The 12,365-nt window shown below is 65.3% G+C and carries 20 protein-coding genes; all 20 read left to right on the forward strand.

What is annotated here, in order from left to right:
• Positions 1-102 precede the first annotated feature (102 nt).
• Positions 103-435, forward strand: a complete 333-nt coding sequence (locus L1080_RS03190; RefSeq protein WP_250776395.1) for a hypothetical protein — start codon at positions 103-105, stop codon at positions 433-435.
• A complete protein-coding gene (locus L1080_RS03195) occupies positions 432-893 on the forward strand; it encodes a hypothetical protein (RefSeq protein ID WP_250776394.1) in 462 nt (153 codons plus the stop codon). The genes L1080_RS03190 and L1080_RS03195 overlap by 4 nt, the downstream gene beginning before the upstream one ends.
• A complete protein-coding gene (locus L1080_RS03200; RefSeq protein WP_250776393.1) occupies positions 890-1,651 on the forward strand; it encodes a hypothetical protein in 762 nt (253 codons plus the stop codon). The genes L1080_RS03195 and L1080_RS03200 overlap by 4 nt, the downstream gene beginning before the upstream one ends.
• 2 nt (positions 1,652-1,653) lie before the next feature.
• Complete coding sequence (locus L1080_RS03205; RefSeq protein WP_250776392.1) at positions 1,654-1,989, forward strand: DUF6085 family protein; 336 nt, start codon at positions 1,654-1,656, stop codon at positions 1,987-1,989.
• Positions 1,986-2,396 carry a hypothetical protein gene (locus L1080_RS03210; protein ID WP_250776391.1) on the forward strand — a complete coding sequence of 137 codons (411 nt, stop codon included), beginning with the start codon at positions 1,986-1,988 and terminating at the stop codon, positions 2,394-2,396. Before L1080_RS03205 ends, L1080_RS03210 begins: the two co-directional genes overlap by 4 nt.
• 189 nt (positions 2,397-2,585) lie before the next feature.
• Positions 2,586-2,945 carry a hypothetical protein gene (locus tag L1080_RS03215; RefSeq protein ID WP_208961992.1) on the forward strand — a complete coding sequence of 120 codons (360 nt, stop codon included), beginning with the start codon at positions 2,586-2,588 and terminating at the stop codon, positions 2,943-2,945.
• A gap of 244 nt (positions 2,946-3,189) precedes the next feature.
• Positions 3,190-3,429, forward strand: a complete 240-nt coding sequence (locus L1080_RS03220) for a zinc finger domain-containing protein (RefSeq protein ID WP_250776390.1) — start codon at positions 3,190-3,192, stop codon at positions 3,427-3,429.
• Complete coding sequence (locus L1080_RS03225) at positions 3,426-3,824, forward strand: RusA family crossover junction endodeoxyribonuclease (RefSeq protein WP_250776389.1); 399 nt, start codon at positions 3,426-3,428, stop codon at positions 3,822-3,824. The genes L1080_RS03220 and L1080_RS03225 overlap by 4 nt, the downstream gene beginning before the upstream one ends.
• Positions 3,821-4,102, forward strand: a complete 282-nt coding sequence (locus L1080_RS03230) for a glutaredoxin domain-containing protein (RefSeq protein ID WP_250776388.1) — start codon at positions 3,821-3,823, stop codon at positions 4,100-4,102. Before L1080_RS03225 ends, L1080_RS03230 begins: the two co-directional genes overlap by 4 nt.
• Positions 4,099-4,854 (forward strand): hypothetical protein, encoded by a 756-nt coding sequence (locus tag L1080_RS03235; protein WP_250776387.1) that lies wholly within the window; start codon positions 4,099-4,101, stop codon positions 4,852-4,854. Before L1080_RS03230 ends, L1080_RS03235 begins: the two co-directional genes overlap by 4 nt.
• Positions 4,851-5,255, forward strand: coding sequence for a DUF6221 family protein (locus L1080_RS03240; RefSeq protein ID WP_250776386.1), 405 nt, complete (start codon positions 4,851-4,853; stop codon positions 5,253-5,255). Before L1080_RS03235 ends, L1080_RS03240 begins: the two co-directional genes overlap by 4 nt.
• Before the next feature lie 337 nt (positions 5,256-5,592).
• Positions 5,593-5,883 (forward strand): hypothetical protein, encoded by a 291-nt coding sequence (locus L1080_RS03245; RefSeq protein ID WP_208961986.1) that lies wholly within the window; start codon positions 5,593-5,595, stop codon positions 5,881-5,883.
• Complete coding sequence (locus tag L1080_RS03250) at positions 5,880-6,182, forward strand: hypothetical protein (protein ID WP_250776385.1); 303 nt, start codon at positions 5,880-5,882, stop codon at positions 6,180-6,182. The genes L1080_RS03245 and L1080_RS03250 overlap by 4 nt, the downstream gene beginning before the upstream one ends.
• 13 nt (positions 6,183-6,195) lie before the next feature.
• Positions 6,196-6,396 (forward strand): hypothetical protein, encoded by a 201-nt coding sequence (locus L1080_RS03255; RefSeq protein WP_250776384.1) that lies wholly within the window; start codon positions 6,196-6,198, stop codon positions 6,394-6,396.
• 1 nt (position 6,397) lies between these two features.
• Positions 6,398-6,541 (forward strand): hypothetical protein, encoded by a 144-nt coding sequence (locus L1080_RS03260; RefSeq protein ID WP_250776383.1) that lies wholly within the window; start codon positions 6,398-6,400, stop codon positions 6,539-6,541.
• A 310-nt stretch (positions 6,542-6,851) separates the two neighbouring features.
• A complete protein-coding gene (locus tag L1080_RS03265; RefSeq protein ID WP_250776382.1) occupies positions 6,852-7,577 on the forward strand; it encodes a hypothetical protein in 726 nt (241 codons plus the stop codon).
• Between the two features lie 175 nt (positions 7,578-7,752).
• Positions 7,753-8,097 (forward strand): hypothetical protein, encoded by a 345-nt coding sequence (locus tag L1080_RS03270; protein WP_250776381.1) that lies wholly within the window; start codon positions 7,753-7,755, stop codon positions 8,095-8,097.
• Positions 8,075-9,628, forward strand: coding sequence for a hypothetical protein (locus L1080_RS03275; RefSeq protein ID WP_250776380.1), 1,554 nt, complete (start codon positions 8,075-8,077; stop codon positions 9,626-9,628). The genes L1080_RS03270 and L1080_RS03275 overlap by 23 nt, the downstream gene beginning before the upstream one ends.
• Entirely contained in the window at positions 9,606-11,024 is a 1,419-nt protein-coding gene (locus L1080_RS03280) for a phage portal protein family protein (protein WP_374435430.1), read from the forward strand. The genes L1080_RS03275 and L1080_RS03280 overlap by 23 nt, the downstream gene beginning before the upstream one ends.
• Positions 11,018-12,364 carry a phage protease gene (locus L1080_RS03285; protein ID WP_250776379.1) on the forward strand — a complete coding sequence of 449 codons (1,347 nt, stop codon included), beginning with the start codon at positions 11,018-11,020 and terminating at the stop codon, positions 12,362-12,364. Before L1080_RS03280 ends, L1080_RS03285 begins: the two co-directional genes overlap by 7 nt.
• Position 12,365 lies beyond the last annotated feature (1 nt).

Consider the following 12,365-nt stretch of genomic DNA (forward strand, 5'->3'; position numbering starts at 1 on the left):
CGCGTCCCTCGTCCTCGCCGTCGCCCTCACGGCGGCGGGGGCGGGGATGGGCGCGGTCCTGGCATTCGGCTGGCTGGCAAACGGATTCGAAAAGAGGTTGGCATGAGCGACCACATCATCGATCAGCGGTGGATGCGCACCGTCCAGGTGCGTGTCGACGACGAGCCGCCGATGCCCGACCCGAAGACCGTCTACAGCGTCTTCCCGGCGAGCCTCGTCCTTGAGTACGCGAGCATCGACGGCAGCATCTGGAATCTCACCTCTGCCCGCGTGATCGGTCTGCGGGTCCTCAAGTCGGGGGAGGCCGGGGGCGCGCACTCCGTCCAGTACCTGCTGCGCGGCACCGACACCGTCGAACCGGAACTGCACCCTGACACACCGGACGTTGTGCTCGAGCTGGCGCAGCGGCACCAACCGCAGGAGGTCGCAGCATGAGCAGCGACCGCAAACTCCACGTCCTCGTGAAGCGCATCGACCCCGAACTTCAGGGTGCCGACGACGAGTACGCGTACGACCTCGAATGCCCAGGCCCACCGCACTGCACCGGCTGGCAGGAATGCGACCAGCCGCACGAGGTCGGCGGGGTATCTGCCGCCAACGGACCCGACGAACCGCTGGACACCTGCGAGTGTGACGGCTGCTTGGTGTGCTCGTGCCCTTCGCTCCCGTGGGACGGCGTCGAAGAGTTCGAGTTCCACGGCGTCGTCCACACCTGGCACAGCGGCTACGGATGGACCGTGCCCTACAACGGGTGCGTCGTCCGCGAGCACGATCTTGAAGAGCATGACCTCCTCCTCGACGAACCGCCCGGCCGCTACCTCGTGGACGCCGAGTGGCCTGAGCCTGAAGAGGTCTACCTCGAACTCGTCGGGCCGGAAGGCGGTGGCGAGTGATCACCGTTCTCCGTTGCCGAGGTATCGGCGAACCCATGGATGAGACGAGCATGCTAGCCAACGTCACGAAACACCTCGATCAGAAGCGGTTTCGTGTCATCGAGGTGCCGTGGTCGGCGCAGTACGGTCCGGTCCCGGCGCCGCTCGGATCGTCATTCGATAGCTCGCTGCGGTCCGGCCGGACGATGCTGCTCGACTACATCCGCCGCGACCCCAACCCCGTCGTCATCACCGGCTACTCCGGCGGGGGAGCGCTCGCCGGCAACGTCGCCGCCGAGATCGCACGCGGTGAACACCCCACGCTCGACGTCCGCGGCGTCGGACTGATCTCCGACCCACTGCGATCGGACGATCCGTGGGATCTCTCAACAACGGGATCGGGAATCGCCGGTAGCCGGCCAATCACCCAGGTCTGGTTCCCAGTCTGGCACTGCGCCGACCCGGCCGACGTCATCACCAGCTGCCCGCAGTACAGCTCGCTGCGCACGCTCGCCGACCAGTCGGCTGCGTTCTCGCTCGTCGACCCATTCGAGTGGGGCTGGGACCTCATCCGTCGAGTACGCGCGAAACAGTGGCAGGCCGCCATCCGCGACTGGCGCAACGGCGCCGAGGTGTACCGCGCATACGGCGCGGCGATCAACGGGGTCCGCGGATACCTCACGGGCGACCACGACTCCTATCCGGTCCGCCTGTATCCCGGCAGCACCCGCACCTACTGCGAGTGGCTCGCCGACCGAATCAACGAAATCAGGGAGTGACCATGACGATCAACGTGAAGGGCTACTGCCCGATGGGCTGCGGCGCAACGCTGTTCGCAGGCTACGGAGGCTACATCGCGTGCAGCAATCCTGTCTGCCCCAACCCGACAGCCGTCGCGGACATCCTCGACGTCCGCGAAACCGAGCACATCGTGACCCTGCGTGTCGACGAGTTCACCGTGCGGCATCCGTTACGTGAGCGAGTCGAGAACGAACTCGAAGAGTGCCGATTTCACCGTCTGCTCGCCTCCCTCGACGGACCGCCAGAACCGCCCGGCACATACCGTGTCACGGTCTGCCGCGACAACGTATGGACCTGGGAACCGGTGGCGTCATGACCGCACTGACGCCCATCCAGCTGCGACTCCTGCGTGAGCTGGACCCGTGGATGATCCTCGGCCTCGCCGACGCACCTGAGTACTGGTGCAAGAACATCCGAGACATGCAGGGCGTCGGCACCACCCTCGACCAGGAGTGGCGTGCCGCTGGCATGTGGCGCACCACGTACCCCTGGGGTCTCGCGATGACCGCGGTCGGCGACTACCTGCGCGAGCGCAAGCGAGACGACCCCGCGCACACAGCGACGCTCACCTGGGCCGAGATCACGCGGTGGGTCGTGTCCATGCCGCCCGAGCTGCGGGCCGAAGCGCGTCGCCAGCGCAAGGCTGGAGCCGACTTCGTCTCACTCGTCGTCGACCAGCTCCTGGCGCACGGCATCGCAGAACTGGAGCCAACGCTGTGGTGACCGGGTCGTGCGGGCACTGGGTCGGCCCGGTCTGGAAGGACGGCGGAGAGACGTGTGTATGCGTTCTCCCGACCGGCCACGACGGCGCGCATGAGTGCAGCTGCGGCGCATGGTTCGAGGGTTGCGGGCAACCGAAGGGGGTGGCGTGATGCCAGACGACCCATCCGGTCCACCAGTCAGGAGGAGTGCGTGAGCCTTTCATGGGCACGGACAGACACCAATTTGCCCACCCACGACAAGATTCTCGATCTCCTCGGAATGAGCCCGAAGGGTAAGGGAGCGGCGTTCGTTTACGTCGCTTCCTACCTTTACGCGGCCGATAACGGCACAGACGGATTGATCAAGAAAGCCGTTCTCCCGTTCATTCATTGCACACCGGCCGAGGCGAAATTGCTCGTCGCGGTGGGCCTGTGGGAGGTCGAACCACCCAGCAACTACCGCATCAAGAACTACGGCACGAAACAGGCAGTTGGGTTCGTTCAGCAGGCATTACACGAAACACGATCAGCGGCAGGCAGGAAGGGGGCGGAGTCCCGATGGAACGACTGAGGGCACTTTTGCCATATGGCAAAACTCATGGCAAATCGATGGCAAACGTTCGTTTGCCATTCCGGTTTGACAATGGCATTACCCTACGTACGAACGTACGAACGGACGTAGATAACTACTTGCGGAAAATCTCTTCGTCTTACGTAAGCAACGTGCGCGAATTTCGGGCAGGATTCATCGCTCGGGGTTACCAGAATGCCGCCGCTTCGCGCGGCCGAACCCCAGTTATCCACAGGGGTCGACCATGAACCCATACGAATTCGCGGCCACCGTCGTGTGCCCTCACTGCCACGCAGAAATCGGGCGAAGGTGCGTCACCCCTGACGGGTACGAACGCAAGATGCCGTGCCTCGACCGCGTCCGACTCGTCGAATGGCCCGACACCGCCCAGCTGCCCGACACCACACCGCCTGACGGTCGTCCACCGCGCGCACCACGACCCGACTACGTGGCAGGCATCGACCGGCAGGTGGGGGAGCAGTGACCACTCACACCATCGTCCTCAGCGGGACCAAGCCGCCGCTCTCGATGAATCAGCGCCTCCACCATCAGGTCAAGGCACGCATCACCCGACAGCTCCGCGACGAAGTCCACATCGAAGCGAAGCGGCAGCGACTCCCACGCGGCGTCCCGCACGTCACCGTCACACTCCACTACCGGCCCGCCCGCAACGGGGTCCGCGACACCGACAACCTCGTCGCCACCCTCAAACCCTGCTGCGACGCACTCGCCAAAGGCACACCGAAATACCCCGGCTACGGACTCGTCGAAGACGACACCCCGCAGTGGATGACCAAACCCATGCCCGTGATCCATCCCGCAGAAAAGGGCGAACCCGGATCACTGTGGCTCGAAATTGAACTCCAGGAGCAACTATGAGCGTCACCGTCTACAGCTCACCGGCCTGCATGCCCTGCCGGGCCACCAAGCGGAAACTAGACGATCTCGGAGTCGACTACACCAGCGTCGACCTCGCCGAGGACCCGGACGCTACCGACGATCTCAAGAAGCTCGGTCACCTCGAGACCCCCGTCGTCATCGTCCGACTCGCCACCGGCACCGAGCACTGGTCCGGGCACAGGCCCGACCGGCTCACACAGCTCGCCGGCGACCTCGCCGCCATCGCCTACCTCGCCGAGAACGGAGACCCAGCGTGAGCGTCGACCACCTGTACATCCCACGACACACCCTCAAGCTGATCAGCACCACCCTCCGCGAGATCCCCGAACTGTGCATCGACCTCGAGATCGCCCTCACCAAGCAGGATCGGCTCAGCATGCGCGGCGGCAACCGCAGACCGAAACGACCATCCGAGCAGCCACTTCCGTTCAGCGAAGACGCATCCGAGGCAGGCGAGACACTTCACCACGTGCTCGGCACATGGGTCCGCGCCGTCTGCGAGCAACGCGACCTCGAATACATGCCCATCGGATACACACACTGGCACGGCGAGTTCGTCGGCCCACTCCGGCCGGACGAGAAGCGGGTCCCCCCGGGATACAACCTCGACAACACACCCGACCTCTCGAAATGGCTCAACCGCCACCTCATCTCACTCGGCATGACCGAAGGAGCCGACACAGCCGTCAACGACATCCTCGACGCCGTCGAAGTCATCCGCCGCATCGTCTGGCCGAGATTCCGAGAGCCCGACAACACCGCGCGCACAGAAGCCGCCCGAGCAACCGTCCTCAACCAGGCCGGAATCACCGCAGTCGCCCGCGAACTCGGCGACGAATACCGGCACCTCGGCGCCCGACGGGTCAAGTACCTCTGCGAACAGGGCTACGCCCGACCAGCACCCGGCCCATGGCGACCAGACTGGCCAACCATGTACGTTGTCGGCGACGTCATGGACGCCCACCTCGCACACCCCATCCGGCCGCGACACACCAAGGAGAGCGCGTGAACATCACCGACTTCATCGAAGCGCGGTTGCGTGAGGACGAATCCATTGCGCGGCAGGCACTGCACCCCGATGCAAAAGAGCCGGGCGTCTGGATGACTGAGCACCACAACTCGCAATACAACGACGAACCCGACCGGTGCCACATCGCCGAGGACCGCAAAGGCCACTACTGGGACGTGGCAAACGAGGTCTACATCCCGAACGCGGAACACATGGCCCGCCACGATCCCGCCCGGGTGCTGAGAGAGGTGAACGCGAAGCGCACGACCCTCACCCTCTTGGAACACTGGCCCAGCTGGGCCGTGCCTGGCTACGACGGGAACCTGCCCGTCCGGATCGCGCTGCGCCACATGGCCGCCGTCTACGCCGACCACCCCGATTACGACCCGACCTGGGCTTAAGTCTCAGCACTCGAGTTTCGGCCTGGTTGTTTGATACGCTGCGCTTGCGCGCGTCGTGTGAACACTCCACGAGCGCAGCTCCCCAACTTCCCGCTCGTCAACGTCACCGCCCGCAATGCGTACCCCAGCGGGGCCACGGAATCGAAAGCGCGCAGCATGTTGTGTGTATTGGCGCAGCTGCGAGCGGGACTCAAACTATCCGCCCGGTCAAAGTCACCGCCCCTGTTTGATTCGTGCCGGGGAACACGGAATCCAAGGAACACCACCCCTCGGGATGACGCTCGCCTCCATCGCGCGTCGGTGCTCCTGCCGGTCGGAACCACCCCGAGGAGGTCACATGCCAGACACCAACCCCCTCGACCAACGCACCGGTCACGGCCAATGGACCGCCATCATGCGCCCCGCTATCGGAATCCTCTGGGTCTCCGACAGCGGGGCCATCGGCTTCCAACCCACCAAGAACGTCGACCCCACACCAGTCACCACACTCATCGAGACCTACCAGGCCGCCGGCAAAGACGCAGCAGCCACGTTCGCTGACCTCGCCGTCGCCATCGGATCCCGCATCGAAACCGGCCGACTCGACGACTGGCGAGCAGAACGCGGACGCTACCGGAGCAAAGCATGAACGCCACCGACCAGATCGGCCGCACACTCTCGTTCATCCTCAAGGTCGCCGCGGCACGGCAAGACGCCACACCAGACCAGCTCCACCAACTGCAAACCCGCCTCGTACCCAGACTGCGTGAGTTCCAAGCCACCGGCGACACATCGCTGTGTGAAGCCATGCTCCGCGACATCATGGGCGCCCACTGGCAACCCAGCGGACAGTTCGCCCTCGGGCCCGGCGCAGCACTCGGACACTTCACCGACGAGATGCGCGCACGCGGACACGACCCCAACACCATCCTCGGCCCACCCCGCTGACACAGGAGCCGCAATGGACCTCTACCGCCACGTCGTCAAGTCCATCGCCAAGCTCACCGCCGGCGTCATGCACGAACTCGCCAACGGCATCGACAGCGACCAACAGCCGCACACCACCATCCACATCGAAGCCGTTCACATCCACTGCGACCACGGGCAACACGACGGCGTCACACCCCGCTTCCCAACCTGGTACCGCGGCAAGCGGGGATGAGATGCCCAGCCTCGAAGACATGATCTACGACCTCGAGACCAAGCTCACCGAAGCCCGACGCTCAGGCACCGAAGCCCAACGAGTGTTGATCACCAGCATGCTTACGAAGCTGCGAGCACAGACGCCCGCTCGCCGTGAATGTTAGATCCTGTCGAGGTCAACGCTCATCGCGTAAGTGAGCCCGAATGACCCGCATCCACGCGCGATGTTTTCCCAAACCCGGCGCGTACAGTTGCAGGTCTGGTCGAGCACCACGTGCTTCTTTGCGTGGTATCGGATTCGGTCCTCGGCCTCCTGCCGAGGCAGGCCAGATGCTTCGATGTTGAAGAGGGTCATAGAGACTCGTTTCAGTTAGTGCAGCGCGAATTCGCTGCATATTTCATTCTTCCGGGTTATTGGAGGCATGCAAGATGTTTCCCCTGGCGGCAGGCTGAGACGGAACTGCAGTGCTCTACGTGGTGACTGGACCTCCGGCCGCAGGTAAGTCGACCTGGTGCAGCGAACACGCCCGGCCCGAAGACGCCATCATCGACTTCGACCTCATCGCCAACGCCCTCACACCACCACGCGAGGGCGGCAACACCCACGACCACAGCGACGCAGTCAAAGCCGTAGCGAAGGCAGCCAGGCAAGCGGCCATCGACAAGGCGCTGACCCTCAACGACTGCGATGTCTACCTCATCCACTCCACCCCATCGGATGCACTGCTCGACCGATACCGCCGCATCGGCGCTCAGGTCGTCACCATCGACCCCGGCCGCGACGTCGTCATGAGCAGATGCAAGACCGAGCGACCGAGACGGATCCTGGCAGTGGCAGCCCAGTGGTACGACAGCCAAGCCCAGGCCGACGACGACACCGCGGCGCGGCCGGCCCGGAACAAGAACAAGGAACTCGGCCGAGCACACCGCAACCAACGCGACCGACTCGTCAAGGCCCACACCGACGGCACCGCCTGCTGGTGGTGCGGCCAACCCATGTACCGAGACCCGGCCCGCAACTTCGACGGCAAGCCACTGAACGCGGACCACACCATCTCCCGAGCCAAGGGCGGAACCGTCGCAGACAGGCTCCTACACGAGCGCTGCAACAAGGAACGCGGCGACGGTAGCCGCGACCACACCCGCCCCGCCCTCGCCGCCACACGGGGCGGCTGGGCAGGCAACAGCATGACCTGGTGACCCCCATCCCTCCAGAATTATCGAGGGGTGGGGGGGTCGGACACTCGGCGGCGGGGCAGTGTCCACATTTTTTTGTACGGCCTCTGAACCTACGTGCAGCGGTGCCGGGGCTCAGCTGACCGCTGCGGCACCAGGAGCCGCCTGACCAGCATCTGATGTGCGTAAGGGGGTGACGATGGCCCTCCTCGCCGAGGCCGACGATCTCGGCACCGCCGGGCGCCGGCTGTTCGACTCCCTCCACGACGACCCCGACCCGTACTCCCTGACGGTCATGGTCGTCGAGGCCTGCCGGATCAAGGACCGGCTCGACCAGCTCGACCGGATCCTGTCCGGCGAGGAGGAACTCTGGCTCCGCCTCGTGGCATCACGCGGCGAGGCCGAGGTCCTCGAGATCCGCTGCGACTCGGCGCTCCAGGAGTCACGGCAACTGGCCACGGTGCTGCGGCAGCTCCTCGCGGAGATCCGCCGACTGAAGGACGCCTCCGACAGCGGCGAGTATGACCCTCTCGACGATCTGTGAGGACGATGTCGATGCTCGGTTCGCCGAGATCATCGCGTCGGAGTGGCCGAAGCTCGAAGGTCGACAGACACCCAACTCGCTTGCGTTCACTCCTGGCAACACCGAACTAGGGGGCAAGGCCGCCGAACTCGGGTTCAGGTCGGCGTCCAGGATTCGGGCGATCCCATGGCAGTCATGGTCACTCGAACAGATCATGTCAAAGGGCCCCGACGGGACATGGACGCACCCCGAGTGCTGCCTGATCGTCCCGAGGCAGAACGGCAAGTCGCTGCTCCTGTCGCTTCGGGTGCTGTACGGGCTGTTCAAGCTCGGCGAGAAGATCGTGTTCTCCGCTCAGCAGTGGGAGACGGCGAAGGCGCTGTGGAAGCGCACCTGGGCGATCGTGAAGACGACGCCGTGGATGCTCAAGCGCGTCGAGTCGCACACGTGCTCGCAGGGTCGCGGCACGATCGTGTTGGCGAGCGGCGCCGAGGTGGTGTTCACGACCCGGTCAGCGAACGCCGGCCGCGGCCTCGACCGCGTCGACCTCGAAATCTACGACGAGGCCTACGACCTCACCGAAGCCGACATGGCGGCGCTGTCGCCCACGAAGATGAACTCGGACGACCCGCAGACGATCTACACCTCGTCGGCGGTGAACCAGGACCAGCACCCGAACGGACAGGTCCTGGCCGCGGTCCGCCAGCGCGGCCTCGACGGTGACGAGGGGTTGTTCTTCGCCGAGTGGATGGCGCCCGACTCCCTCGACCGAACCGATCCGAAGACCTGGCGTTGGGCGAACCCGTCGTTCGGGGTCATCCAGACCGACAAGAAGCTGGCGAGCGAGCTGCGGAAGTTCTCCACCGAGGCCGGCATGAAGAGCTTCGATGTCGAGTACCTCGGCCGCGGCGACTGGCCTTCGGAACTGGCCGAGGTCCACGAGCCGGTGATCACGGCGGAGGCGTGGAGTGACATGGAGGGTAGATCAGAGCTGACCGGGCCGATCGCGATTGCGGTCGACCGGCACCTGGACTGGTACTCGATCGCGATGGCCCAGCGCACGACGACCGGGAAGATTCACATCGAGATCGGCTACCTCGACCGCCCCTCGACCGGCGTGGTGGAGACCATCGCTGCGATCGTCGAATCAGTCGACCCGTGTGTGGTGATGATGAACCGGACATCGCCAGCTACCAGCTTGAATCCGGCGCTGAAGCTCAAGCGAATCGAACCAGTCCTGACGTCGGGTCAGGAGATGGGGCAGGCCTGTGTCGGGTTCCTCGACGATGCCCTCGCCGGACAGCTCGAGCACACCAACGATCCGCGCCTGAACAACTCCATCGATGGCGTCAAAAAGAAGCCGATGTCCGGTGGCGCGTTCGGGTGGGACTACGACACAGCGGTGCTGCTCGCTCCGCTCGTGGCTGCGACCCTCGCCAGGCTCGGACTCCTGACCCACGGCGTCGAAGAGCCGAAACCCGAAGCACTTCCTCCGGCATACGAGGCCGCCACCGGCCCCGCCGAGTTCGATGCCTTGTCCGCCGCCTTCTGAGAGGGGTGATGTTTTGACTGCAGCGCTCGCGCCCTCATACACAGTGGAGACGTCTACGGCGCCGACGTACGAGATCGGTTACGTCAACGGCGAAACCATGGGATGGCAGCAGTGGGTCGACGAGGAGAAGGTCCCCGACCTCCAATGGCCGCAGGCGAACCGGATCTACGCGCGGATGGGCCGCGAGGACGGCCGTGTCTCGTCGGTCCTGAACGCGATCGGGTTGCCGATCCGCCGTACCGCGTGGCGCATCGACCAGAACGGTGCGAGCGACGAGGTGACCGAATTCGTCGCCCGCAACCTCGGATTGGCGATCGTCGGCGAATCGACTGACGACAAAGTGCAGCCGAGGACGAAGGGCCGCTTCTCCTGGGTCGAGCATGTGCGCGTCGCGCTGATGTGCCTGCAGTACGGGCACAGCTACTTCGAACAGGTCTACCGCATCGAGGGCAACAGGCTCGCCCTGCACAAGCTCGCACCTCGGCCGCAGCGCACGATCATCAAGATGAACGTCGCCCGTGACGGCGGCCTCGACTCGATCATCCAGGCGCAGCCGTCCGACGCATCGTTGACGGTGTCCAACATCCTCGACGGTGGTGTGCGCATCCCGGTCGATCGACTCGTGGCGTACGTCCGCGACATGGATCCCGGCCGGTGGATGGGGAACTCGCTACTTCGCCCGGCATACAAGCATTGGCTCCTCAAGGACGAGCTGATGCGTATCGAGGCCGCGGTCGCTCGACGCAACGGCATGGGCGTCCCTGTCGCGACGGCCCCCGAGGGTGCGGATCAAGGCACGGTCGACGCATACAAGAACATGGCCACCGAATACCGCGGTGGTGAGAAGTCCGGCATCGGGCTGCCGAATGGTGCGAACTTTCAGCTGCTCGGCGTTCAGGGCAACTTGCCGGACATTCGGCTGGCGATCGAATACCACGACAAGCAGATCGCCCTCGCTGGCTTGGCGCACTTCCTGAACCTCGACCGCGGTGGCAGCTACGCGTTGGCGTCGGTGCAGTCGGACTCGTTCACCCAGTCGACGCAGACGATCGCCGAAGCCCTCCGCGACACCGCGCAGGCCCACGTCATCGAGGACCTGGTCGACCTGAACTTCGGCGAAGAAGCGCCGGCGCCGCGCCTGGTGTTCGACGAGATCGGATCCCGCCAGGACCTGACCGCGCAAGCGCTGAAGACACTGATCGATGCCGGTCTCATCCGCCTCGACCGCTCGCTCGAGGAGTACGCACGTCAGCAGTACGGCCTGCCCGCGAAGGACACACCGCCGCCGACGGAGCCGTGGACCCCGGATCAGCAGACCACACCAGTGGAGTCCGCTCGCGCGTCGCGGACACCGACGGCGCGGATCGAGTCGAACGGAGCGCTGACGCTGTGGTAGATGTGCCGAAAGCTCCGCTGCTTGCGACGATTCCGCGAGTGGAGATCGCCTCGGTCGGTTGGTGGAACATCTCCAACGCCACAGACTGGCATCCCTCCTCGGAAGACCTGGCCGCCGCCGTGGCCGCTCTCGACTGCCCCGCTGTCCGCCGGCCGACGCTGAAGTTCGGGCACACCGGCGAACCGGGGGAGGGGGATCCGTCGATCGGTCTTATCGACAACCTCTCGGTCACCGATGACGGGCAGACCCTGGTCGGCGACTTCGTTGGTGTCCCAGCGTGGCTCGCGGACGCGGACGAGCAAGGCCGGTCGGTCATCGCGTCGGCGTACCCGGACCGGTCGGGTGAGTTTCAGCACGAGTACGTCTGCCAGCTCGGCCACACCCACCCGTTCGTCGTGCACGCCGTTGCGCTGCTCGGTGTCGTGCGACCGGGTATCGGAACTCTCGAATCGCTCTACGACCTGTACGCGAAAGCGCCTCAGAAGGAGGAACCCGTTATGGCCAAGGCAGCACTCGCCTCGACCACAGTCGACCAGGTGCGCAAGGCCTACTACGCAGGCCCTGGCACCAACTGGTCGCTGTGGATCCGGGAACTGTTCATCGACCCGCCCGAGCTGATCGTCCAGGACGACGCCGACGACTCCGTTATCCGTGTCCCGTACACGGTGAGCGGTGAGGGCGATGTCGAGTTCGGTGATCCGCAGCCGGTGAAGGTCGAATACGTCGCCGCGCGTGCAGGTCTCAGTAAGCCCGTGGTGGCGTTCGCGTCCCACGCAGAATCGCGGCCCAGTGCCGCCCAGAACTCCTCTGCCGCCGAGGTGGGGGTCACAGAAAAGGAGGGGCCCATGGCCACCTTGCAGGAAGCCCTCGTGGAGCGCCTCGGCATTTCGGCCGACGCCGACGAGGAAACCACCATCGCTGCCCTCGACGAGGCACTCGCCGAGCGCGCCAGCGAAACCCCGGCGCCGGGCACGGAGACGGTGCCGGCCGAGCCGGTCTCCGCTTCGTCCGGCCACGATGTCGTCACTGTCGATCGCGGCCAGTGGGAAACGGCGCTCGCTGAAGCTGCGCTCGGACGTAGAGCGTTCGAGGCGCAGGTCCGCGCATCGGACGAGTCCCTCGTGTCCGCAGCGATCCGCGACGGCAAGTTCCCGCCCGCACGACGGGAGCACTGGCTCGCCTCGCTGGCCGCCGATCGCGAGGGCACCACCGCGACGATTGAGTCGCTGGCCAAGGGCCTCATTCCCGTCGCCGAGGTCGGGCACGGACAGGACGTCGGCAATGACGACCTCGGAACCTACAGCTGGCCGGGCGAACCGGCCTCGACGAAGGAGGCCTGAT

This window comes from Rhodococcus sp. MSC1_016, from assembly GCF_023667485.2.
Taxonomy (GTDB): domain Bacteria; phylum Actinomycetota; class Actinomycetes; order Mycobacteriales; family Mycobacteriaceae; genus Rhodococcus_F; species Rhodococcus_F oxybenzonivorans.

Excerpts from the sequence above, each read along its gene's own strand:
- L1080_RS03260 (WP_250776383.1), top strand. The coding sequence starts at position 6,398 with ATGCCCAGCCTCGAAGACATGATCTACGACCTCGAGACCAAGCTCACC.
- L1080_RS03250 (WP_250776385.1), top strand. The coding sequence starts at position 5,880 with ATGAACGCCACCGACCAGATCGGCCGCACACTCTCGTTCATCCTCAAG.
- L1080_RS03190 (WP_250776395.1), top strand. The coding sequence starts at position 103 with ATGAGCGACCACATCATCGATCAGCGGTGGATGCGCACCGTCCAGGTG.
- L1080_RS03275 (WP_250776380.1), top strand. The coding sequence starts at position 8,075 with ATGACCCTCTCGACGATCTGTGAGGACGATGTCGATGCTCGGTTCGCC.
- L1080_RS03210 (WP_250776391.1), top strand. The coding sequence starts at position 1,986 with ATGACCGCACTGACGCCCATCCAGCTGCGACTCCTGCGTGAGCTGGAC.
- L1080_RS03245 (WP_208961986.1), top strand. The coding sequence starts at position 5,593 with ATGCCAGACACCAACCCCCTCGACCAACGCACCGGTCACGGCCAATGG.
- L1080_RS03220 (WP_250776390.1), top strand. The coding sequence starts at position 3,190 with ATGAACCCATACGAATTCGCGGCCACCGTCGTGTGCCCTCACTGCCAC.
- L1080_RS03280 (WP_374435430.1), top strand. The coding sequence starts at position 9,606 with ATGCCTTGTCCGCCGCCTTCTGAGAGGGGTGATGTTTTGACTGCAGCG.
- L1080_RS03255 (WP_250776384.1), top strand. The coding sequence starts at position 6,196 with ATGGACCTCTACCGCCACGTCGTCAAGTCCATCGCCAAGCTCACCGCC.
- L1080_RS03205 (WP_250776392.1), top strand. The coding sequence starts at position 1,654 with ATGACGATCAACGTGAAGGGCTACTGCCCGATGGGCTGCGGCGCAACG.
- L1080_RS03270 (WP_250776381.1), top strand. The coding sequence starts at position 7,753 with ATGGCCCTCCTCGCCGAGGCCGACGATCTCGGCACCGCCGGGCGCCGG.
- L1080_RS03195 (WP_250776394.1), top strand. The coding sequence starts at position 432 with ATGAGCAGCGACCGCAAACTCCACGTCCTCGTGAAGCGCATCGACCCC.
- L1080_RS03230 (WP_250776388.1), top strand. The coding sequence starts at position 3,821 with ATGAGCGTCACCGTCTACAGCTCACCGGCCTGCATGCCCTGCCGGGCC.